We start from the raw sequence: 23,235 nt of genomic DNA, 5'->3' as shown, positions 1-23,235 counted from the left end.
ATCGCCAGCCAGAAGCAGTCGAGCATGGCTCGACTCCACAACAGCGTACTTCGATCATTCCGACGTTCATCCACGCATGCCGTGGATCTACCGTGTCGACCAAGGTCGACACCCACCAGAGCAGAACGCCGTGCCGACAGATCGCAGGAAACTGTCGAAGGCGGGGTGGGTCCGGGTGCGGGGGCGTGAGCCGCATGGGCCCGAGGCATGCCTCGGGCGGGTTGGGCAGGACGCCCAACCCCGGTCTTGCCGTGTGCGCAGGACTGCGCACACGAGCAAGCGGCGACCAGGCCCCCATGGATGGGTTGACGGCGTCCCCCTCAACCGGACCCACCCCGCCTACCCACGGATAGCACGCATTTGACGTTGCCGTTGCCGTTGATTCGGCAGGTGCAGGGCGCAGCCCTGCCGCCGCCTTCATTCCGCGATCAGCACCAGCCCATCCGGGAACACGATCGCCGCTTCATCGGCACTCACATCGAAGAAGCCCACGCCGTGCTTCTCGGCCAGGTCCTGCACGCGGCCGTGCGCGCGCTCGGCCACCGAATAGGCAAACGCGCCGTAGATCACCTGCCGGCCGATGCTGTACTCGGTCACCTCGGCACGGTCGTCATCGTCGTTGCTCAATGGGCCGTTCATCGGCGGGAAGTCCTGCGCCATCTCCGCGAACCACGCCTGCAGCGACGGGCTGCTGACCACCGGGTCATCGTACTCGTGGCGCTCGTTCCACTGCGTCTGCTTCTCGAACCAGGCGATGAAGGCCGCCGCCTCGCGTGGCGCGGCGCTGGCCTCGAACACCATCATGTCGTAACTCATTGAACCGTCCTGTTGCAGCGCCAGGGTCGGATCCCTCTCCGCAGGCGAGGGCTCTGACCCCTGCGCGGGGTCTGTGGCTGCACAGGGTATCGCGCTACGGCTGTCCGGCTGCACTCATCGCCAGGCCCGGCGCCAGCGCCTTCGCCTCCGGGAACAGCGCGAAGCGCAGGCCGATCAGGCCCATCAGGGCTTCATCGCGGGCCTTGCAGGCGGCCACGCTACCGACCCGGCCCAGCGAAGTATCCAGCCGCTCGCGCAACGCGTCGGCCGCCACAATCGGCTTGCGCGCGGCGATCTGCCGCCGGTAGTGCACGGCGACCTCTTCCAGAATGTGCTCGACCGCCTCGCGGCTGCGCTCGGGCAGTTCCAGCCGGGCGCGGCGCAGCTGCAGGATATTCAGGCCGATGCGTGCTTCATTGAGCATGTCCACCGAGGCGATGTCGCTGCCTTCCGGCGTTGCCGCCAGGCGCGGCGCGAGCAGGCCCAGCAGGTCAAGCATGCGCGCGGCGAAGCGCTGGCGGTCCTGCTGGCCACGACCTTCGGCGGCTTCGGCCAGCGTGGTCCAGCCCTGCCGCACCAGCCGGCGCGCGGTCCACTCGGCGCCCACCGAACGGAACAGGCGGGTCATCACCACCGCAAAGCCAATGCCGATGAACATCGCGATGGACGAGTTGAGGAAGGTCTGGATGTTGGCGCTGTAGGTGTTCTGCAGGCTCAGCAGCGCGGCCAGGTTCACCGTCAGCGGCAGCGCGAACAGCGCGCTCTTGGGGTGGTGCAGCATCAGCCCCAGCGGCAGGAACGCCACCGCCAGCACCAGCGCCAGCAGGCCGAAGTCGTGCACTGCCGGGAACACGCCGAACAGGTACACGCCGGCCACCACCGAGGCGACCATCGCCCACACCAGGAACGACACCATGCTCGGTGCCGGATCGTCCTGCGCGGCGAAAAATGCGGCGGTCACCGCGGCCATCATCGCGCCGTTGCCGCCGCCTTCCCACCCCAGCGCGATCCACAGCACGCAGTAGCTCATCAGCGCCGCGCCGGCACTGAGCGCGGAGAACAGCGCCATGCCGTAGTCGACGTGCTTGTCGGCGGCCACGCGTTCGGTGCGGATGCGGTAGTGCGCACGGTCCAGCGGCGCGGTGCCCTGGTCGATCGCGTGCTGCAGGGTGCGGCAGTCCTGCCACAGGTCCACCAGTTCCTCCAGGCGCAGCAGCAGGCTGGCCAGCTGCAGGTGCTGCAGGTCGCGGTCCACCTGCGGCTTCAATGCACTGATGCGCGCGCGCAGGCGCGCGTATTCGCTGGCGTTGGTCGGGCCATCCAGCCAGTCGTGGATGTCATCGACCAGTGCCGGCAGCCCCTCGGGCAGGTCCTGGCCGTCGCTGCGCAGCGCACTCAGGCGGTCGGCAATCGAGGACAGCACCGGCAACAGCAGCAGCATGCGCTCGCGCAGCCGCTCCATCGACACGGCCGAACCGGCATGGCGCGGGTCGTCGCGGCGCAGGAACTCGATCAGCGCCTCGAACTGCACCAGGTCGGCGGCGAGCCGGTTGCGCGGCGCGTGCGCGCGGCCGCGTTCGAGGATCTGCCGGCACCACTGCGCCGCGTCCTCCATCCAGTTGCCGATGCGGGCGCGCAGCATCGGGCGTACCGAGGCCGGGAACAGCAGCGAAGCAAACAGCACTGCCACCACGGTGCCGAGGATGATCTCCTCGCTGCGGGCCACCACGGTGTCGAAGATGGTCTCCGGCGAGGTCACGGCCGGGAAGCCGATGAAGGCGGTGGTGTAGCCGGCCAGCAGGAACGCGTAACCGCGCGGGCCGCGGTTGAGCAGGGCCATGAACAGGCACCCGGCCAGCCAGATCGACATCGCCGCGCTCAGCACCAGCGGCGTTTCCACCAGCGCCGGCAGCACCAGCAGGGTGGCCAGGCCGGCCACCAGGGTGCCAACGATGCGGTACACGCCCTTGGCGCGGGTTGGGCCCAGCAGCGGCTGGCTGACGATGTACACCGTGCCCATCGCCCAGTACGGGCGCGACAGGTTGCCGGCCATGGCGATGTACAGCGCGGCCACCGCGGCCAGGTAGGTCTTGATCGAGAACAGCCAGGCCTGGCGATCGGTCAGCGCGTTCATGGCTTACTTCGCCGAGGCCTGTGCGGTGGACGGCGCGGGCGGGGCAACCGATGCCTGCCAGCCGCCACCCAGCACCAGGAACAGATGGATCTGGTCGCGCGAGACCTGCGCTTCGGCGGCGGCCAGGGTGGCGTCGCTGGTGGCCAGGCTGCGGTCGGCATCCAGGCTGGACAGGTACGGCGTACGGCCACCCTGGTACAGCCGGCGGTTCTGCTCGGCGGCCAGTGCGGCCTGCTCCTGCGCGATGCGCAGCGACTGCAGCCGGCGCAGGTCCTGCGCATAGCGGTCCAGCGCGGTCTGGGTCTCGCGCAGCGCCTGCAGCACGGTGTGGTCGAACTCGGCCAGCGCGGCATCGGCACCCGCCTCGGCGGCGTGGATGCGTGCGTGCGTGCCGGACGACGGCAGCGTCCACGAGATCAGCGGGCCGATCGACCACTGCTGGGTCATCGGCGTGCCGAAGTCTTCCAGCAGGCCGGCGGCACCCACCGAGGCACCCAGGCGGATGTCCGGGTACAGCTCGGCGGTGGCGACCCCAATCCGCGCCGTGGCCGAGGCCAGCTTGCGCTCGGCCTGGCGCACGTCCGGGCGGCGCTGCAGCAGCGCCCGGCCATCACCGACCGGCAGCGGCTGCGCCAGGCCGGGGGCGTGCGCACAGTCGATCACGCCGGCTGGCAGCTGGCCCGGGGTTTTCCCAAGCAGCGCGGCCAGCGAATAGGCGGCCGCCGAACGCTGCGCGCGTAGCGGCGGCAGTGCCGCCTCCAGCAACGCTACCTGCGCATTGGCGCGGGCCAGTTCCGGCGGCGTGCCGCGGCCGGCCGCGATCAGGCGCTCGGTGACCGTGCGGCTGCGCTGCTGCAGCTGCAGCGAATGCTCGGCCACGTGCAGTTCGTGGTTGGCGTGGCAGATTTCCAGGTAGCTGTCGGCGACCTGCGCGACCACGCTGACCTGGGCCAGGTCGCGCGCCGCAGCGACCGACTGCTCGTCGGCACGCGCTGCCTCGGCGCCGCGCTTGAGCTTGCCGAACAGGTCGAACTGGTAGCTGACCGCGAACTTGCCATCGGCCAGGTTGATCACCGGCAGCTCGTGCTCCTGCAGGAACGATTCGGCCGACAGCTGCGCGCGGCTGACACCGGCCTCGGCCTCGTACTCGAAGCCACCGGCGTCCAGCGCCTGTTCGTACATCGCCGCGGCACGACGCAGGTGTGCATCGGCGGCCTTCAGTTCCACGTTGTCACGCAGCGCCTGGGTGATCAGGCCGTCCAGCACCGGGTCGTTGTACAGCGACCACCAGCGGTCGGGCAGCGCCTGGTTGGCGGCCACCTGCGGGTTCTGCGTATCGATGAAGGCTGCATTGGCCTCCGGACGCTTGAAGGCCGACCCTTCCGGCAGGGCGTAATCCGGGCCGACGGTCCTGCAGGCCGCCAGGCTGGCCAGCGCAACGATCAGACCGAGACGGGGCAGGGCGGCGTTCACAGGCCCGCCTGTGTCGGCGCAGTGCCGGCCTTGTCGTTGTGCGGATGGCGGCCGGTGTCCACGGTCACCGTGGCGGTGCGGCCGGCGATCAGTTCCACGCCCTGGGGTACTTCGTCGATGGTGATGCGCACCGGAATGCGCTGTGCCAGCCGCACCCAGTCGAAGGCCGGGGTCACGTTCGGCAGCAGGGTGCTGCCGTTGCTGCGGTAGCGGTCCTCGATGCCGGCGGCGATGCTTTCCACGTGGCCACGCAGCGGGGCCGACTCGCCCATCAGGCGGATGTCCACGCTCTGCCCCGGAGCTACGCCGCGCAGGCGGGTTTCCTCGAAGTAGCCATCGACGCGGAACGAGCCGGTATCCAGCAGCGCCAGCACCGGCTTGCCGGCCACCACGTAGTCGCCCACGCGCAGGGTGCGGTCGTTGACCCGGCCATCGGCCGGCGCGCGCACCTCGGTGCGGTCCAGGTTGAGCTCGGCCAGGTCGACCGCCGCCTGTGCGGTGGCCAGCGCAGCCTGTGCGGCCTGCAGCTTGGCGCGGCGCACTTCGGCGTCCTCGGCGGCGACCAGGTCCTGCAGGCTGCGGTCACGGCCGATCTCGCGGCGCAGCTGCGCCACCGATGCCTGGCGCTCGGCCAGGTTGGCGCGGGCCTGCTCCAGCGCGATGCGGTAGCGGGCGCGATCGACCACGAACAGCAGGTCACCCTTCTTCACCGCCTGGTTGTCGGCTACCTGCACCGTTTCCACCAGCCCGGACACGTCCGGCGCCACCTGCACCACGTCGGCACCGACATGGGCATCGCGGGTCCATGGCTCATCCATGTAGTAGACCCACAGCTGGCGCAGCACCAGCAGGGCGATGATCACGGCTGCGCTGGTGAGCAGCACCGGCAGGGTCTTCTTCACGATCTTGTTCACGATTGCATCCAACGCAGGAGGTGGAACAGCAGGCCAAGCACGATCCCGTACAGGGCCAGGTTGAACAGCGCCGGGTGCCATACGTGGCGATAGGCGCCGGCACGCTGCAGCAGCGCGTGCAGGCCGCTGTTGACCAGGTAGGCCAACAACATCAACCCGAGCAGGGTCGGGACGAACACTCCGTGGAGACTGAATTCACCGGGCATCGGTAGGGGCGGGGGCGAGGTGGGGGGAGGGGAGGAACAACGAAACAACGGCAACGGGCAAAAGCCGCTGGCGTGTGCACGGCAGCGGCGGTGTTCAGGGGCAGCGGTCTTACGTGATGCGGTCGGCGGCCTCGGCCAGCAGGCGCCATGCCTTCAGCACGGCGTGCAGTTCATCCATGGAAAGCTCGCCGAACACGTCCTGGCGCAGGCCGATCAACTGGTCTTCCAGCTCGCTGACCAGCGCGTGGCCCGCGTCGGTCAGCCACAGCAGGTTGGCGCGGCGGTCGCTGGCGTCGCTCTCGCGGCGGACCAGGTCGCTGGCGCACAACTTGTCCAGCAGGCGCACCAGCGAGGGACCTTCCATGCCCAGCTGCTGCGCCAGCGCCACCTGACGGATGCCACCGCCGGAGCGGCCGATCATCAGCAGCGGCATGGTGCAGGCGGTGGAGATGCCGTAGCTGCCGAGCCGGCTGTCGGCCAGGCGCTGCCACTGCCGCCCTGCGTACAGCAGGCCGGAGCTGAGCTGCATCTGCAGCACGGTGCGCTCGTCGAGGGGTCGGTCCATAAGAGATAGATAGGATACTACTAATTTCATTCCTATCAATAGGTTTTTCTGAATGGGTGGGTGTAGTGAGGAAAGCGTTGCGCCTGCCTGGTGTCGGGTGGGGCAGCGGGCGCCGGACGGTGCAGGACACGCCGTGAACCCCCCTCCGGGGTCCGGCCCAGCCGCTGGCGGCTGTGCGTTCGGGCGCTTGCGAGGCATGCCTCGCAAGCAAGCGCCCTCACCCTTGGGGGCTCGGCCGCGGCATCCATGCCGCGGACGGTCCTGCCCCGCCCGGCCCCCGCTGCCTTCCCATCCCCCGCGAGCGCGGTGGGTTGGCTCTTGGAAGCAAGAGCAGAAGCAGTGCGGACCAACGGTCCGAACCCACCAAAGCACAAGACACCACAGCAGCGGCGCGCCGCTTCCGAAGCCATGAACCCCCGCTTTTGCCCCCGCTTTCGGGGGGCAGGCCGCGCCCGCGGGACACCGCCAGGGAGTGGGAGAGGGGGCTGCGCAGGACCGTTGGCGCCATGGATGGCGCCATCGAGCCCCCATGGACGGGTTTACGGCGTGTCCTGCGCTGCCCCCTCTCCCACTCCAAACCGATAGCAACGACGCGCCAACAACGACCCCCGATGAACCGTCCCAACAGGACGACCCACCCCCCGGTCGGGTACGATGCTCGCCCCCCGTTCGGGACGCTGTACGCAATGAGCAAGAACAACGAAAAGGCCGCCCCGCAGGGCGACGTGACCCAGGACCAGGCCGAGGATGCCGTGCGCACCCTGCTGCGCTGGGCCGGTGAGGACCCGTCCCGTGAAGGCCTGCTGGATACCCCCCGCCGTGTCGCCGAAGCCTATGGCGACTGGTTCAGCGGTTACCGCGACGACCCGCGCGCCTACATGGAGCGGACCTTCGAGGAAGTGGCCGGCTACGACGAGCTGATCGTCCTGCGCGACATCGAGTACGAAAGCCACTGCGAGCACCACATGGCCCCGATCATCGGCCGCGTGCACGTCGGCTACCTGCCGGCCGGCAAGGTGGTGGGCATCAGCAAGCTGGCCCGTGTCGTCGAAGCCTACGCCCGCCGTTTCCAGGTGCAGGAGAAGATGACCGCGCAGATCGCCCAGTGCATCCAGGATGTGCTGCAGCCGATCGGCGTCGGCGTGGTCGTCGAAGGCGCCCACGAGTGCATGACCACCCGCGGCATCCACAAGCGCGGCGTCAGCATGGTCACCTCCAAGATGCTGGGCAGCTTCCGCGACGACGCGCGCACCCGCGCCGAGTTCCTGCGCTTCATCGAAGTGGGCGGCAAGCGCTGAGCCGCTTGCCCGCACCACGCCGGCTCCTGCAGGCCGGCATGCCCACGGCTGTCCACGCGGCAGCTGTGCATGGCGGTTTGTCCCTGTCAGCCCTACAGACTTCTTTCGCTGCATGAAGCATCGCGAACGCATTGCCCGTTACCGCCACCTGCGCGAACAGCCCCAGTGGAAGCTGCTTGCCGCCGACCACGCTCCGGAAATCATCGGCCTGCTGCAGGGCCTGCTGATGGACGGCGAGCGCACGTTGCCGTCCTCGGTACTGAACGAGCGACTGCAGCGCGCGCTGGACCAGCTGGCCGGCGATGAACTCTCGCGCGAGCTGCCGCGCACCGCGCAGGCCTACATCGCGCACTGGCTGGCCCAGGGCTGGCTGGAACGCCGTCTGCCCGAAGGCGCCGACCAGGAGCAGTACGAGCTGGCGACCGCGGCACTGCAGGCGATCCGCTTCGCCGACGGCCTCGAGCAGGCCCGCGTGGCCGCCACCGAAAGCCGCCTGGCGCTGGTCATTGAGCAGCTCTCGGCGCTGGCTGCGCAGACCGAAGCCGATCCCGATGCGCGCCTGTCCGCGCTGCACGACGAGCGCGACCGCATCGATGCCGAAATCGCCCGGGTCGGCACCGGCCGCGTGGTTGCGCTGGACGGCAAGCGCGCGCTGGAACGCACCCGCCAGATCATCGGCCTGGCCGACGAGCTGACCGAGGACTTCCGCCGCGTGCGCGATGACTTCGAGCAGCTCAACCGCGATTTCCGCGAACGCATCATCGACGACGAGGGCGAGCGCGGCGATGTGCTGTCGCAGCTGTTCGAAGGTGTGGATGTCATTGGCGAAAGTGACGCCGGGCGCAGTTTCCAGGCCTTCTGGCGGCTGCTCAACGACGCCGAACAGAGTGCCCAGCTCGATGCCGCGCTGGAAGCAGTGCTGGCGCGCGGCTTCGCGCGCCGCCTGGACCGCAACGAACGCAACTTCCTGCGCAGCTTCACCAGCACCATGCTCGAGCGCGGTGGCCAGGTACACGACGTGCTGCAGAACTTCGCGCGCAGCCTGCGCGGCTTCGTGCAGAGCCGTGGCTACCTGGAACAGCGCCGCCTCAACCAGTTGTTGAAGCAGGCGCAGTCCGAAGCCCTGGCCCTGCGCGACGAATTCCCCGCACAACGCGGCATCGGCCGCGACCTGCAGCTGACCACCAGCCGACTGCGCTCGTGGTCGCAGTGGAAGCTGCATGATCCGCGCAGCGCCCAGGTCGACGGCAATGTCGAGTACAACGACGCGGCCGCGATCAGCCTGGAGAGCGTCGGCGACCTGGTCGCTTCGTCCGAAATCGACTTCCGCACCCTGCGCCGCGACCTGCACGACCTGCTCGATGCACAGCCGCGGCTCAGCATCGCCCAGGCCCTGTCGCAGCGCGAGGCGCCGCAGGGTCTTGGCAGCGTCATCGGCTATCTGTCGCTGGGCACGCGCTTCGGCAACGTGGTCGCCGGCGAGCAGGAGCTTGCGCAATGGCGTGGTGGCGACGGCCAGGTCCGTCGCGCCCGCATCCCGCTGGTTTGGTTCACCCAGGAGAGACGCCATGAGCTGGCATGAAGATCCCATCGACGCAGCGCAGGCCGACGTGGCGGAAGACGCCTACGAGGCCGAACCGGTGGCGGCCGTGGCGCAGCCCCGCCGTGGCAACGACGTGTACTACCTCGGCGATACCGGGCGCCTGCCGCTGGACGCACGCCGCGCGCTGTGCCAGCTGCTGATCGGCCCCAGCATCGACCAGCTGCGCCACGCCAAGCTGTGGCCGGCACTGATCCGCAGCGAGGCGGCCATCCGCTCCTCGCTGGCGGACCTGTTCCTGGAACTTGTGCTCGACCGTGACAGCGGCGTGGCCTTCACCCGCCAGGCCGATACCGAAGACGTGGATGCGCCGGTGCTGCTGCGCACCTCGCCGCTGACCTTCATCGACTCGGTGCTGCTGCTGTACCTGCGGCAGCAGCTGGCCGAGGCCGATGCGCGCGGCAACCGCGCGGTGGTCGCCGATGCCGAAATGGCCGAAGCACTGGCCATCTACGAAAAGAACCTGTCCACCGACCGCGCCGGCTTCAACCGCCGCGTCGCCTCGGCGGTGCAGAAGATGAAGGACAACCACATCCTGACCCGCCTCAGCGGCCAGGAAGACCGCCACGAAGTCTCGCCGGCGCTGAAGCTGCTGTTCTCCGCCGAAGACGTGTCCCAGCTCTCGGCGGTCTACCGCCAGCTGCGCGAAACCCCGGCCGCCGAGGCCTGAGAGACCCGACCATCGCATGGCTATCTCCAAGCACACTCCCGCCCTGTTCAACGAAGGCCTGCCGGACCCGCGCCTGCAGCAGTTCCGCATGCGCCGCCTGCAGGTGCACAACTGGGGCACCTTCAACGGCCTGACCGAAGTACCGATCGCCGAGCGCGGCTTCCTGTTCGTCGGACGTTCCGGCTCGGGCAAGTCGACACTGCTCGATGCCATGTCCGCGCTGCTGACGCCGCCGGCCATCGTCGACTTCAACGCTGCTGCGCGTGAAGCCGAGCGCAGTGGCCGCGACCGCAACCTGGTGTCCTACGTGCGTGGCGCGTGGGCTGACCAGCAGGACAGCGGCACCGGCGAAATCGCCACCCAGTACCTGCGCAAGGGCGCCACCTGGACCGCACTGGTGCTGGAATACCGCGCCGGCGATGGCCGCGTGGTCAGCCTGGTGCGCCTGCTGTGGATCTCCGGCAACGGCACCTCGGCCGGTGACGTGCGCAAGCACTACATGATTGCCGAGCGCCCGTTCGACATCGCCAAGGATCTTGGTGGGTTCGACCTGGACCTGCGCAAGCTCAAGCAGAAGCTGTCCGACCTGCACCACTTCGACACCTTCTCCGGCTACGCCGAGCGCTTCCGCGACCTGCTCGGCATCGACAATGAGATGGCGCTGCGCCTGCTGCACAAGACGCAGTCGGCGAAGAACCTGGGCGACCTCAACGTCTTCCTGCGCGACTTCATGCTCGACACGCCGAAGACCTTCGACGCCGCCGAGCGCCTGGTCAGCGACTTCGCCGAGCTCGATGGCGCGCACCAGGCGGTGGTCACCGCCCGTCGCCAGGTGGAGACCCTGCTGCCGGCACGCGCCTACTACAACGACCTGAAGGAAATGCACCGCCGGCGCGGCGACGACGAAGCCCTCAAGCTTGGCGTCGACAGCTTCCGTGAAAGCCGCCGCCAGGCGCTGATCGAAGCGCGCCTGCGCGAGATGGACGTGCGTGACCGTGGCCTGCTTGGCGAAGAAGCCCAGCGCCGTGCCGCACTGGACAATCACACCGAGCGCCTGGCCGAACTGGAACTGCAGCGCCGCCAGCAGGGTGGTGAGCGCATCGAAGAACTGGAACGCGAGCAGGGCCGCGCCGAAGCCGAGCGCGACCGCCGCCAGGCCAAGCGCGAGCAGGCAAGCCTGGCCGCGCAGCAGCTGGGGGCCGAACTGCCGGACGACGCACACGGCTTCGCCGAACTGGTCGAGCGCGCACAGAACGAGCTGCAGGACCGCCAGCGCGCCTCTTCGGCGCTGGACGATGCGATCAGCGATCGCCTGGGTGGCAAGCGCGATGACGAGCGCCGCTTCGGCGAGGTCCGTGCGGAACTCGAAGCGATGCAGCGCACGCCCTCCAACATCCCGGCGCCGATGCAGAAGCTGCGCGCGCGCCTGGCCGAGGAAACCGGCATCGCTGAAGCGGCGCTGCCGTTCGTCGGTGAACTGATCCAGGTCCGCTCGGAAGAGCAGGGCTGGCAGGGTGCCATCGAGCGCGTGCTGGGTGGCTTCGCGCTGTCGCTGCTGGTCGACGACAAGCATTACAACGACGTCGCCGAGTGGGTGAACCGTACCCACCTGGGCATGCGCTTCACCTACTACCGCGTGCGCCGCAACGATGATGCGTTCGCCCGTGAGCCGTCGGCGAAGTCGCTGCTGCACAAGCTGGAACTGCGCGAACACGTGTTCGAAAGCTGGCTGCGCCGCGAGCTCGGCAAGCGATTCGACTACGAGTGCGTGGATGCCAAGCAGCTGCGCAACGTCGACCGCGGCATCACCCGCGAAGGCCAGGTCAAGCATCCGGGCGACCGTTTCGAGAAGGATGACCGCAGTGCGGTGGGCGACCGCCGTCGCTGGATCCTCGGCTTCAACAACCACGACAAGGTGGGCGCCTTCGAGCGCGAAGCTCAGGAACTGGCCAAGCGCATCGCCAGCTGCGAGACCGACATCGCGCGCCTGCGTGGGCAGCGTGACCGCGACAACGAACGCCGCCTGGCCTGCCACGAGCTGGTCAGCATCAGCTGGAACGAGATCGACATCGCCGCCCCGCAGCAGCGCCTGAGCGACATCGAGGCCACGCTGCGCGACCTGCGCGAAGGCAATGCCGACCTCGCCAAGCTGGCCAAGCAGATTGACGCCGTGCGCGCCGACATCGAGCAGGCCCGCCGCACCTATGAAGACGTCCGCGTCGAGCGCGGGCAGCTGGTCAAGGAACGCGACCGCCTGGACCGCGCGCGCCAGCAGAGCCGTGCGCTGGTGCTGCCGAGCCTGGCCCAGGAGCAGGAAGCCGGCCTTGCCGAGCGCCTGCAGGAGCAGGGTCCGCTCAGCCTGGAAACGCTGGAAGCGCACATGCGCCAGGTCAGCAACGCGCTGAACGAGCAGCTGTCGTCCTCGCAGCAGGACCTCAACCGCATCGAGAACCAGCTGATCGGCTGCTTCCGTCGCTTCATCCAGCAATGGCCGGAGGAATCGGGCGACTTCACCGTGTCGGTGGCCTCGGCCGAGGACTTCCTCGCACGCCTCGAACGACTGGAGCGCGATGGCCTGCCGCAGCACGAAGAGCGCTTCTTCGATCTGCTGCAGAACCAGAGCAAGAACAACCTGCTGGCCCTGCAGCGCCACAGCGCCGAGGCCCGCAAGTCGATCGGCCAGCGCCTGGACGAAGTGAACGCCAGCCTGGAACAGGTGCCGTTCAACCGCGGTACGTTGCTGACCATCGAACTGAGCGACCGTCGTCTGCCGGAAGTGGGCGAGTTCCAGCTGCAGCTGCGCGAAGTGCTGTCGCAGCAGCAGACCGAGCAGCGCGAGCTGGCCGAATCGCAGTTCACCGTGCTGCGCCAGCTGGTCAACCGCCTGGGCTCGCAGGAAGGCGAGGACAAGCGTTGGCGGGAGCTGGTGCTGGACGTGCGCATGCACGTGGAGTTCATCGGCGTCGAGCTGGATGCGGAAACGCGCCAGCAGGTCGAGATCTATCGCAGCGGCGCCGGCAAGTCCGGTGGTCAGCGCCAGAAACTGGCTACCACCTGCCTGGCGGCCGCGCTGCGCTACCAGCTCGGCGGTGCTGACAGCCAGCTGCCCAGCTACGCCGCAGTGGTGCTCGACGAAGCCTTCGACAAGGCCGACAACGAGTTCACCGCCCTGGCGATGAACATCTTCGACAACTTCGGCTTCCAGATGGTGGTTGCCACCCCGCTGAAGTCGGTGATGACGCTGGAACCGTTCATCGGCGGCGCCTGCTTCGTCGAAATCAGCGGTCGCCACGACTCCGGCGTGCTGCTGATCGAGTATGACGAGGAAGGCAAGCGCCTGAAGCTGCCCGAGCGCAGCCGCCAGCAGGCCAACGAACCGGAAGAAGCCGAGGCCTGACCTGGCCGATTGAAGGGGAATGCCGGCCAGCGGCCGGCACTACCCATGGGCGGGGTTCATGACCTGATCGGATGGGGATGCCGGCCAGCGGCCGGCACTACCCATGGGCGGGGTTCATGACCCGATCGGATGGGAATGCCGGCCAGCGGCCGGCACTGCCCATGGGCGGGGTTCATGACCTGATCGGATGGGGATGCCGGCCAGCGGCCGGCACTGCCCATGGGCGGGGTTCATGACCTGATCGGATGGGGATGCCGGCCAGCGGCCGGCACTATCCATGGGCGGGGTTCATGACCTGATCGGATGGGGATGCCGGCCAGCGGCCGGCACTACCCATGGGCGGGGTTCATGACCCGGTAGTGCCGGCCGCTGGCCGGCAACCGCGTTCACGCAGCGCGGAACGTATCCCACGCCATCCGCGCGATCAGCACCACCACCAGCCCCACGAACAGCTTGCGGATGAACGGCGTGCCGCCCTTCAGCGCCAGGCGCGTGCCCACCACCGAGCCGATGATGTTGGCCGCCGCCATCGGCAGCGCGAACAGCCACAGGATGTTGCCGGTCGGCACGAAGAACGAGATCGCCGCCACATTCGTCGCCAGGTTCACCACCTTTGATGCCGCCGAGGCGCGCAGGAAATCCAGCCCGAAGAAGCGCACGAACAGGAAGATCAGGAAGCTGCCGGTGCCCGGCCCGAAGAAGCCGTCGTAGAAGCCGATCGCCGCACCGATCGCCAGCGCGATCACCAGTTCGCGGCGACCGATCTCCTGCGGACGGTGCAGCGCGCCGAAGTCCTTCTTCCACAGTGTGTAGGCCAGCATCGCGACCAGCAGCACCAGCACCAGTGGGCGCACCGCGTCCTTGGGCAGCAGGCTTACCGCGGTGGCGCCGGCGAAGGAGAAGATGAAGGCCGTGCCGGCCGCGAACAACACCGGCTTCCACGGGAAGCGCACGTTGCGCGCATAGCGCCAGGCGGCCGCACCGGTACCGAACATCGAACTGAACTTGTTGGTACCAAACAGCATCGCCGGCGTCTGCTGCGGCAGCACCGTGAACAGGCCAGGCAGCTGCACCAGCCCACCGCCACCGACGGCGGCATCGACCAGCCCGGCGATGAAGGCGATGACCACCAGCCACCACAACTCAGGGGGAACCAGTTCCAGCACGGCGATCAATCGATATGGGGGCGCGACAGCATACGCCTGTCCTGCACTGGTTGACCGGTGCCCCGCGTGGATCCATCCGCACAACCCGGCGACAATGTCCGCATGAGCCGAAAACCCACCGATCCCTGCCCCTGCGGCCTTCCCGCCGAGTACGCCGCCTGCTGTGGCCGTTTCCATGCCGGTGAGGCCGCCCCCGATGCCGAGCGCCTGATGCGATCACGTTACAGCGCCTATGTGCGGGGGCTGGCGGACTATCTGCGCCAGAGCTGGCATCCGGATACCCGTCCGGCCGAGTTGTCGCTGGATGATGCACCCGGCCAGCGTACGCATTGGCTGGGCCTGACCGTGCACGAGCACACCGTCACCGGCGCCGACAGCGCCGAAGTGCGTTTCACCGCCCGCTACCGCGTGGGCGGCGGCAGCGCGGTGAAGATGGCCGAGCACAGCCGCTTCCTGCGCGTCGACGGCCGCTGGTACTACCTCGACGCGGTGTGAGCCTCAGCCGCCGCGTGCCGCCAGCACGCGCTGGCCGGCATGCGCGCGGACCTGGTTGCGGCCACCGTCCTTGGCTGCGTACAGCGCCTGGTCGGCGGCCTTGATCACTGCCGCTGGCCGCTCATCCACGCGGCTGTCTGCCAGCCCGATGCTCACCGTCACCTGCACCGTCTGCCCGCTTCCGCCGCGTCCGCGCTGCCGGCGCCCCGTTTCATCGTCGCGGCTGCGTGTGCTCCGGTCGCGCAGCTGCATGCGGGTGTCCTCGATGGTCTGCCGCAGCGCCTCGACTGCATCCACGCAGGCGGCTGCGGGACGATCCAGGAACACCACCGCGAACTCCTCGCCGCCATAGCGGAACGCCCGGCCACCATCGCCCACCCGGCCCAGGCGCGAGGCCACCAGGCGCAGCACATCGTCGCCGGTGTCGTGGCCGTGGGTGTCGTTGAACGACTTGAAGTGGTCCACGTCCACCATCGCGATGCTGTAGGTGCCGCGCGCCCGCTGCAGGGTCTCATTGAAGGCGCGGCGCCCCGGCAGGCCGGTCAGCTCATCGCGGAAGGCCATATGGAAGGACTCCTGCAGCATCGCGCCCAGCATCAGCAGCAGGGCCGCGCTGGCCAGTGCCGGTAGCAGCACCGGCTGCAGGAACACCCGTGGCAGCATCCACCACAGGCACAGCAGGGCCAGCAGCATCGCCGTGTGCAACGGGCGCGGATGCCGCCAGGCCTGCCAGCCCAGCGCGGCGGTTGCCAGAAGGAACAGCAGCGCTGGCAGCTGTGCCAGCGCGTTCCAGTCGGCCGGAATCCAGCTCCAGTGGCGGTTGGACAGCAGATCGTGCATGCCCCGGGGTTGCTGCGTGGCCAGTAGCAGGAAGATCATCAGCGCGGTGCCACTGGCAACACCCCGCAGCAGCAGGTCGCGGCGGCGCCGCCCGCGCTCGGGCCACAGTGCCAGGCCCGCGAACAGCAAGGGCAACCAGGCCGAAATGGCATGGAAGCGCAGCGGTGTCAGCGCCGTGACATGGCCGCTGTGCAGGTAGCCGCCCACGTCCTGGTGCAGCAGCGCGAACATGACCGCCACCACCAGCAGCAGGCAGAGCGTACGCACCTGGTGGTAGAGCAGGGCAAGGCCGGCGCCGAGGCAGGCCAGCAGCCAGGGCAGGATGCGTTGGGCCGGACTGGCAACGTCTTCGTTGCCCAGTGCTGCCCACAGCACCACGGCAACCAGCACGGCGGGCAGCACGAACAGGTAATGCGCAGGCTGTCGGAGCGGATGCAGGGGCAAGCAGGAATTCCAGCGCGGTGACGACGCGGCCGCAGCATTGCCGTTAGCGGCGTTCGCACCGGCTTCTTGAATGCGGGATGGTCACGCATGTGAACGCGTTGACGTCGAACGATGACATCGCACTCACCCTGTTGCGCAGATGCTGCCCGGATGGACAGCGTAGCCACCGCCGTCGCTGCCCCGCAGCGCGATCTCGCCCGCCAGTACGCATGTGTGCGGAACCGCAGCATGCACCTGGCAGCCCCCCTCAGCGCCGAAGATGCCATGCTGCAGAGCATGGCCGATGCCAGCCCGAGCAAATGGCACCTGGCCCACACCACCTGGTTCTTCGAACGCTTCGTGCTGGCCGGCTTCCCACCCGCACCGGCGCATGACCCTGCCTGGGACTACCTGTTCAACAGCTACTACAAGAGCCTCGGCCCGGCGCATGCCCGGCCGCAGCGTGGGCTGCTGTCGCGGCCATCGCTGCAGCAGGTGCGCGACTACCGCCAGCAGGTCGATGCACAGGTGCAATCGCGGCTGGCGGCAGGCGACCTTGATGAGCAGGCACTGCAGCACCTGCAGTTGGGCCTGCAGCACGAACAGCAGCACCAGGAACTGCTGCTCACCGACATCAAGCACGCGTTCTGGTGCAATCCGTTGCAGCCGGCCTACCGCGAGGACCTGCAGCCTGCAACCAGCGCTGCCAGTGCGCAGGGCTGGATCGAGTCGCCCGAGCGCATCGTCACCATCGGCGCCGCAGCCTGGCCGCAGCACACCGCCTTCGCCTACGACAACGAATCGCCGGCGCATCGCGTGCTGCTCCCCGCGCACGCACTGGCCGAGCGCCCCGTCAGCAATGCCGAGTACCGCGCCTTCATCGACGCCGGTGGCTACCGCGAACCGCGCTGGTGGCTCAGCGAAGGCTGGGCGCTGCGCGAAGCCGAGGGCTGGCAGCACCCGCTGTACTGGGATGACGCCCTGCAGCGCGAGTACACCCTGGGCGGTTGGCGCGAACTGGATCCGCATGCGCCGGTCTGCCACCTCAGCTACTACGAGGCCGATGCCTGCGCCCGCTGGGCCGGTGCGCGCCTGCCCAGCGAGTTCGAGTGGGAGGCTGCCGCCGCAACGCTGCCGCCTCGCGGTCATTTTGCCGATGACGATCGGCTGCACCCGCAGGCTGCAGGGGGCAGTGGACTGCGTCAGCTGTTCGGCGATGTATGGGAATGGACCCACAGCGCGTATGGCGCCTACCCGGGCTTCCGCCCTTTCGCCGGCAACCTCGGTGAATACAACGGCAAGTTCATGTGCGGGCAATGGGTGCTGCGCGGTGGCAGCTGCGCCACGCCGCGTGGCCACGTGCGTGCCAGCTACCGCAACTTCTTCATGCCCCCGGCGCGTTGGCAGTTCTCCGGGCTGCGCCTGGCCAGGGACCTCGCATGAGTACGGTGCACGACGCACTGCAGGCGCTGACCGATCTCACCCCCAGCCGCCAGCAGATCCTCACCGACGTGGTGGCCGGGTTGTCGCGCACGCCGCGCCAGCTGCCGTCCAAGTACTTCTACGATGCGCGCGGCTCGCGCCTGTTCGAGCAGATCACGCAGACCGCCGAGTACTACCCCACGCGCACCGAGCTGGCCCTGCTTTCACGGGTACTGCCGGACATCGCCCGAAGCGTCGGGCCGCACCTGCACGTGGTGGAACTGGGCAGCGGCAGTGGCCGCAAGACCGCGTTGCTGCTGGCCGCCCTGCACGACCCGGTGGCCTACACGCCCATTGAAATCTCGCGTGCCGCGCTGCTGTCCAGCATCGACCACCTGGCCCCGGCGCTGCCCGAGGTGGAGATGCTGCCGGTCTGTGCCGACTTTACCCGTCCCGTCGCCGTACCCATGCCCGAACGCGAACCCGCGCGACGGCTGCTGTTCTTCCCCGGTTCCACGCTGGGCAACTTTGAAGGCGAAGACGCGGTCGCGCTGCTGCGCGCGATGCGCCAGACGATGGGCCGCGACGGCCTGGCTCTGGTCGGCATCGACCTGCACAAGAATCCGGCGCTTATCGAAGCAGCCTACAACGATGCGCAGGGCGTCACCGCCGCATTCACCCTCAACCTGCTGGCCCGGCTCAATCGCGAGATCGGCAGCGACTTCGATCTCGACGGATTCCGTCACCGCGCCCGTTACAGCACCGCGCGGCTGCGCATTGAAACCGACCTGGTCAGCCAGTGGGCGCAGGACGTCCATCTGGATGGCCGGACCTTCCATTTCGAGGCCGACGAACCGATCCGCGTCGAATACAGCCACAAGTACACCGACGAGAGCTTCGAAGCGCTGCTGCAGCCGGCTGGCCTGCAGGTCATGCAGCGCTGGGATGCTGAAGGCCCGGCCTATGGCCTGCGCCTGTTGCGTGCCATCTAGGGCGGACGGCCAGCCGGTACCGCTTCAGGTTCAGCAGCACCGCTACCCCTAAGATGGCCGTGCAACGGCAACACGGAGGACGCCATGCCCATTCTGACCACGCTCGGCCTGGCGGCCGCTCTTGCCTCGGCGCCGACAGCGCCCGCCGCGCCTGCCGGCGACATCGATCCGGCGTTCAGCCGCTGCCTGTCGGGCCTGCAGGCCACCGCTGTGACACAAGGCATCAGTCCCGACCGTTTCAACGCGATCACCGCCGGCCTCACCCCGGACCCGAGCGTGCTCGGCCTGCTCGATGCACAGCCCGAATTCACCACGCCGATCTGGGATTACCTGGCCGCGCTGGTCGACCGCCAGCGCGTGGCTGATGGCCGCGCCCTGCTGCAGCAACATCGCGATCTGCTTGATCGCGTCTCCGCGCAGTATGGCGTCGATCCGGCCACCATCGTCGCGGTCTGGGGGGTGGAGAGCGACTATGGCCGCGTATTCGGCAAACGCCCGCTGCTGCAGTCGCTGGCCACGCTTTCCTGTGCCGGCCGCCGCCAGGCTTTCTTCCGTGGCGAACTGCTGGCGCTGCTCAAGCTCATCGATCGCGGTGACCTGCAGGCCCAGGGGCTCACCGGCTCCTGGGCCGGCGCCTTCGGGCACACCCAGTTCATGCCCAGCACCTACGCCCGTATCGCGGTCGATGGTGATGGCGATGGCCGCCGCGATCTGGTCGGCAGCATTCCTGACGCGCTGGCCTCCACCGCCAACTATCTGAAGCGTGCCGGTTGGCGCAGTGGCGAACCGTGGGGCATGGAAGTCCGTGTTCCCGCCGGCTTCAACGCCAGCCAGGCCGGCCGCACCCAGCGTCGCGCCCTGGCCGACTGGCGTGCGCAGGGCGTGACTGCGCTGGATGGCAGCGTGTTGGCTCCGGCCAACCTGCCGGCGGATGCGCGCGCCGCGCTGCTGCTGCCGGCCGGCAACAAGGGCCCGGCATTGCTGGTGTTCCGCAACTACGACGCGATCTACAGCTACAACGCCGCCGAAAGCTATGCGCTGGCGATCGCGACGCTGGCTGACCAATTGCGTGGCGGCAACGGGTTGGCCACCGCCTGGCCGACCGATGACCCGGGCCTGGGCCGCGATGAGCGCCGCCAGCTGCAGACCCTGCTGCTGGCCCGCGGCCACGATATCGGTGCCGCCGACGGCATGATCGGTACCGCCACGCGCCGCGCGATCCAGGCCGAGCAGCAGCGCCTGGGCTGGAGCGAGGTGGACGGCCGCGCAGGCCAGCGCATCCTGCGCACGCTGCAGGAAGAGGCGACCGCCATCGCACCCGCTGGGCAGAAAGCCTTGCCGGCGGCACGTTGACCGCGACATCATCGCCGCGGTCTTCAAGGAGCGTCATCGCATGCAGTCGAATCCGGACATCAGCACCGGCCTGTATCACGGCCTGGAGGCCTGGCAGGTGCGAACCGCCAACGCCACGGCGGTCGTCAGCGTGTTCGGCGGCCAGCTGCTGTCGTTCATTCCCGATGGGCAGCCCGATCTGCTGTGGCTTTCGCCCACGCGCGCCGAGCTGCCCACGCCCATCCGCGGTGGCGTCCCGGTGTGCTGGCCGTGGTTCGGTCGCCAGGGCCAGAGTGCCGATGTACCGGCGCATGGCCTGGTACGTACCGCGCGCTGGGAGCTTCTGCAGGCCAGCCAGCGTGATGATGGCGAGGTCGAGCTGCAGTTGGCGCCTGCGCCCGGCGCCAATCGCGGCCTGCGCCTGCAGATGCAGCTGCGCATCGGCCGCCAACTGCGCCAGCAGCTGGTCACCGAGAACACCGGAACCTCGCCGGTGACCTTCACCCAGGCCCTGCACAGCTATTTCCGGGTGGGCGATGCCAAGCGGGTCGAGGTCGAGGGCCTTGACGGCCTGCAGTACCTGGACAAGTACGAGGACTATGCGCAGCTGCGCCTGCAACAGGGACCGTGGTCATTGCGCGATCCACGTGATCCCGGTCGCAGCGATCGCATCTACACCGGTGCCGGCGGCCATTACGTGCTGCATGATCCCGTACTGCAGCGGCGGATCGAGATCCGCAGCGAAGGCAGCCAGACGCTGGTGGTCTGGAATCCGGGCGCCGAGGCGGCAGCCAGGATGGCCGATGTCGGCGAGGGCTGGCGCGATTACGTATGCCTGGAAGTGGCCAACGCAGGCCCGGAGCAGATTACGCTTGCGCCGGGTGCGCGCCATCAGCTGGTGCAGACCCTGGGCAGTACCGCGCTGTAGGCGCGGACAACGATTTCAGTTTGTCGATGCAGGTAGCAAGGACGGAAAACATGCAGGAAGCACAATGGTGGTACGCCAATGGCAGGCAGAGCAGTGGGCCGGTGGATCTGGCCGGTCTTCGCCAGCTGCAGCAGGAAGGGACGGTTACGGCGCGCACCCTGCTCTGGTGCGAAGGCATGCCCTCATGGCGGCCGTTGGCGGAACTGGAGCAGGCTTCCACCCCCGTCGAGGTGGCTCCGGCCCTGGATATCGACGCAGCCCCTGCGGTTGAGGGCATCGCGCCGGATGTCGGCGATCCGTCCGATCCCTATCGTGCGCCGGCCGCCGCACCGGACAGGGCTGCGGCTGCCGGGCTGGAGGGCGAGATGGCCTTGTACGCCAGCGTGGTCGGCGGCAACTTCCCGATCTATCGCCAGCGCTGGCGGCTGGATCAGGGCGTTGCCACGGGCAGTGGCACCTGGCATTGGCCGGCCTTCCTGCTCGGGCTGATCTGGATGATGTACCGCAGGATGTACCGCCTGGCGGCGATGTGGGCTGGCCTGCTGCTGCTGATCAGCGTGGTGGAGACCTGGCTGGATGTGCCGGATGGCCTGTCGCTGGTCATCACCTTCGCGCTGAGCATCACCACCGGCATCTTTGGCAACAGCTGGTACCTGGCACACTGCCAGCGCCTGATCGCCCAGGCCCGTGCCGTCACCGGCGACGATGATGCACGGCTGCGCAGCGAGCTGACCGCGCGTGGCGGCACCAGCGTGGTCGCCACACTGATCGCCATCGTCATCGCGGTGGCGCTGAGCATCGTCGGCGCAGCATTGGCCGGGTAGGGTGGGTCAGCGGTCCTGACGGGGCCGCAGCACCAGCAGGCACAGCGCACCGGCCACCAGGCCCCAGAACGCCGAGCCGATGCCGGCCAGTGAGACGCCCGAGGCGGTGACCAGGAAGGTGACCAGTGCCGCCTCGCGGTCCCGCTCTACCGCCAGCGCACTGGCCAGGCTGTTGGCGATGGTGCCGAACAGCGCGATACCGGCCACGCAGGCCACCAGCTCCTTGGGGAAGGCAGCGAACAGTGCGGCTACGGTGGCACCGAACAGCCCGATGACGATGTAGAAGGCACCTGCCGCCATGGCGGCGGTATAGCGTCGTGCCGGGTCCTCATGGGCATCACGGCCTATGCAGATCGCGGCGGTGATTGCCGCCAGGTTCAGCGCGTACGCACCGAACGGCGCCAGTAGTGTATTGACCACACCGATCCAGCCGATCAGCGGCGACACCGGGGCGTCGTAGCCGGATGCCCGCATCACCGCCACGCCCGGAATGTTCTGCGAGGCCATGGTGACCACGAACAGGGGCAGGGCGATGCCGGCCACCGCGGTCCAGGACAGGGATGGGGTCACCCATTGCGGTACCGCCAGTTGCAGCTGCACCTGCTGTGCGTGCAGCAGGCCACGGCTGGCCGCAATCGCGATGCCGACCAGCAGGGTGGCGATGACCGCATAGCGCGGGAACAGGCGGCGTCCGGCCAGCCACGTGGCGAACATGGCCAGCGCCAGTACCAGCTGGGTGTTCATGGCCACGAACACGTCCAGACCGAAGCGCAGCAGCACCCCGGCCAGCATGCCGGCGGCCAGCGCCATCGGTACCCGTTGCATCAACCGGGCGAAGATGCCGGAGAAGCCAGCCAGCATGCCCAGAACCGCAGCGAGCAGGAATGCGCCGGTGGCCTCGGAAAGAGATGCGCCGCCGGCACCGACCACCAGCATCGCCGCGCCCGGTGTCGACCATGCGGTCACCACCGGTACCCGATAGCGTAGTGACAGCCCGATGCAGGTGACACCCATGCCCAGTCCCAGTGCCCACATCCATGAGGCGATCTGCGCCTGATTGGCACCGACAGCTTGTGCAGCCTGGAACACGATGACGGCCGAACTGGCGAAGCCGACCAGCACAGTAATGAAGCCGGCAACGAGGGCCGGTACTGAAAGGTCGCGCCACCACGCTTGCCGCACCTGCATGTTCATTGCCGTCTCTCCACTGTGCATCCGTGCATTGATAGCCCTTGTGGCGTTGACCGCGCAACGCGCGGTCAACGCCACAGTGATCTTCGAGCGTATGCCATGCGTGACGTTGCCTTGGTTCTGTCATCACCCTGCAAAAAAATGCTTGACGAAATCTGCAGGATCTCTAGAATTCGCTCCCTTGCTGCAGCGCACCGCTTCTTCGGAAACGGCACGCAAACAGCAACGCCACCACCGACGAACGAGATGATCGAACGAAGGTGTTGACGGACTCGAAAAGTCCGGCATAATAGGCGGCTCGCAACGACGAAAGGCCTTCGGGTCCAACGCCGAAGCAGCATCGGCAACAACGTCCACCCCGGTGAGACGGCCTTGAAAAAAGGTGTTGACGAAGCGGAAAAGCCGGCTATAATGGGCGGCTCGCTACGAAGGAAACTTCGCAGCACACGGGAACGGCGCTGAGGCCACTTCCCCGGATCTTTGAAAGTATGCGCAGGTATCTTGTGAAGGCGCCTGCAGGAAGGATGATTGTCCATCTTGCAGACGTTT

At 68.2% G+C, this 23,235-nt stretch carries 19 protein-coding genes; 10 read left to right on the top strand and 9 right to left on the bottom strand.

Annotated features, from left to right (window positions below; all coding sequences use genetic code 11):
• Nucleotides 1–417: 417 nt before the first annotated feature.
• The 6 genes from AC5P5S_RS09950 to AC5P5S_RS09925 all read right to left on the bottom strand — a co-directional run bounded on the left by AC5P5S_RS09950 (nt 418) and on the right by AC5P5S_RS09925 (nt 6,108).
• A complete protein-coding gene (locus tag AC5P5S_RS09950) occupies nt 418–816 on the bottom strand; it encodes a hypothetical protein (protein WP_059035979.1) in 399 nt (132 codons plus the stop codon).
• A 94-nt stretch (nt 817–910) separates the two neighbouring features.
• Nucleotides 911–2,950 carry an FUSC family protein gene (locus tag AC5P5S_RS09945; protein ID WP_049450019.1) on the bottom strand — a complete coding sequence of 680 codons (2,040 nt, stop codon included), beginning with the start codon at nt 2,948–2,950 and terminating at the stop codon, nt 911–913.
• Nucleotides 2,951–2,953: 3 nt separating this feature from the next.
• Entirely contained in the window at nt 2,954–4,423 is a 1,470-nt protein-coding gene (locus AC5P5S_RS09940; RefSeq protein WP_062606428.1) for an efflux transporter outer membrane subunit, read from the bottom strand.
• Nucleotides 4,420–5,337, bottom strand: a complete 918-nt coding sequence (locus AC5P5S_RS09935) for an efflux RND transporter periplasmic adaptor subunit (RefSeq protein WP_062606426.1) — start codon at nt 5,335–5,337, stop codon at nt 4,420–4,422. Before AC5P5S_RS09935 ends, AC5P5S_RS09940 begins: the two co-directional genes overlap by 4 nt.
• Complete coding sequence (locus AC5P5S_RS09930; protein ID WP_010487502.1) at nt 5,334–5,543, bottom strand: DUF1656 domain-containing protein; 210 nt, start codon at nt 5,541–5,543, stop codon at nt 5,334–5,336. The genes AC5P5S_RS09935 and AC5P5S_RS09930 overlap by 4 nt, the downstream gene beginning before the upstream one ends.
• Before the next feature lie 109 nt (nt 5,544–5,652).
• Entirely contained in the window at nt 5,653–6,108 is a 456-nt protein-coding gene (locus AC5P5S_RS09925) for a MarR family winged helix-turn-helix transcriptional regulator (RefSeq protein WP_012481667.1), read from the bottom strand.
• Nucleotides 6,109–6,794: 686 nt separating this feature from the next.
• On the opposite strand from AC5P5S_RS09925, the gene folE reads away from it, so the two are divergent.
• From folE to AC5P5S_RS09905, 4 genes are all read left to right on the top strand, one after another.
• Nucleotides 6,795–7,406, top strand: coding sequence for a GTP cyclohydrolase I FolE (gene folE / locus AC5P5S_RS09920; protein WP_004141296.1), 612 nt, complete (start codon nt 6,795–6,797; stop codon nt 7,404–7,406).
• Between the two features lie 112 nt (nt 7,407–7,518).
• Nucleotides 7,519–8,988: a DUF3375 domain-containing protein gene (locus AC5P5S_RS09915; protein WP_005411693.1), complete on the top strand. Its 1,470-nt coding sequence runs from the start codon at nt 7,519–7,521 to the stop codon at nt 8,986–8,988.
• Complete coding sequence (locus tag AC5P5S_RS09910; protein ID WP_005411692.1) at nt 8,975–9,676, top strand: DUF4194 domain-containing protein; 702 nt, start codon at nt 8,975–8,977, stop codon at nt 9,674–9,676. The genes AC5P5S_RS09915 and AC5P5S_RS09910 overlap by 14 nt, the downstream gene beginning before the upstream one ends.
• Nucleotides 9,677–9,692: 16 nt before the next feature.
• Nucleotides 9,693–13,073, top strand: coding sequence for an ATP-binding protein (locus AC5P5S_RS09905; protein WP_005411691.1), 3,381 nt, complete (start codon nt 9,693–9,695; stop codon nt 13,071–13,073).
• A gap of 386 nt (nt 13,074–13,459) precedes the next feature.
• Here AC5P5S_RS09905 and AC5P5S_RS09900 read toward each other — a convergent pair whose 3' ends face one another.
• On the bottom strand, nt 13,460–14,239 hold the full coding sequence (locus AC5P5S_RS09900) for a sulfite exporter TauE/SafE family protein (RefSeq protein WP_005411690.1): 780 nt from the start codon (nt 14,237–14,239) through the stop codon (nt 13,460–13,462).
• Between the two features lie 102 nt (nt 14,240–14,341).
• Here AC5P5S_RS09900 and AC5P5S_RS09895 point away from each other — a divergent pair, with 102 nt between their 5' ends.
• Nucleotides 14,342–14,734 carry a YchJ family protein gene (locus tag AC5P5S_RS09895; protein ID WP_005414942.1) on the top strand — a complete coding sequence of 131 codons (393 nt, stop codon included), beginning with the start codon at nt 14,342–14,344 and terminating at the stop codon, nt 14,732–14,734.
• A 3-nt stretch (nt 14,735–14,737) separates the two neighbouring features.
• Here the strand turns inward: AC5P5S_RS09895 and AC5P5S_RS09890 are convergent, their stop codons facing one another.
• Complete coding sequence (locus AC5P5S_RS09890) at nt 14,738–16,018, bottom strand: GGDEF domain-containing protein (protein WP_024958384.1); 1,281 nt, start codon at nt 16,016–16,018, stop codon at nt 14,738–14,740.
• A gap of 150 nt (nt 16,019–16,168) precedes the next feature.
• Between AC5P5S_RS09890 and egtB the strand changes: the two genes are divergently transcribed.
• From egtB to AC5P5S_RS09865, 5 genes are all read left to right on the top strand, one after another.
• Complete coding sequence (gene egtB, locus AC5P5S_RS09885; RefSeq protein WP_049395802.1) at nt 16,169–17,440, top strand: ergothioneine biosynthesis protein EgtB; 1,272 nt, start codon at nt 16,169–16,171, stop codon at nt 17,438–17,440.
• On the top strand, nt 17,437–18,411 hold the full coding sequence (gene egtD / locus AC5P5S_RS09880; RefSeq protein WP_062606420.1) for an L-histidine N(alpha)-methyltransferase: 975 nt from the start codon (nt 17,437–17,439) through the stop codon (nt 18,409–18,411). Before egtB ends, egtD begins: the two co-directional genes overlap by 4 nt.
• Nucleotides 18,412–18,495: 84 nt before the next feature.
• Complete coding sequence (locus AC5P5S_RS09875; protein WP_062606418.1) at nt 18,496–19,764, top strand: lytic murein transglycosylase; 1,269 nt, start codon at nt 18,496–18,498, stop codon at nt 19,762–19,764.
• Between the two features lie 40 nt (nt 19,765–19,804).
• Complete coding sequence (locus AC5P5S_RS09870; protein ID WP_062606416.1) at nt 19,805–20,671, top strand: D-hexose-6-phosphate mutarotase; 867 nt, start codon at nt 19,805–19,807, stop codon at nt 20,669–20,671.
• Between the two features lie 50 nt (nt 20,672–20,721).
• Nucleotides 20,722–21,495 (top strand): DUF2628 domain-containing protein, encoded by a 774-nt coding sequence (locus AC5P5S_RS09865; RefSeq protein WP_005411683.1) that lies wholly within the window; start codon nt 20,722–20,724, stop codon nt 21,493–21,495.
• A gap of 6 nt (nt 21,496–21,501) precedes the next feature.
• Here AC5P5S_RS09865 and AC5P5S_RS09860 read toward each other — a convergent pair whose 3' ends face one another.
• Nucleotides 21,502–22,689, bottom strand: a complete 1,188-nt coding sequence (locus tag AC5P5S_RS09860) for a benzoate/H(+) symporter BenE family transporter (RefSeq protein WP_495276312.1) — start codon at nt 22,687–22,689, stop codon at nt 21,502–21,504.
• Nucleotides 22,690–23,235: the final 546 nt, after the last annotated feature.

This window comes from Stenotrophomonas sp. YJH_SMC_54, assembly GCF_059368435.1.
This window is presented reverse-complemented; position numbering and strand designations above follow the sequence as displayed.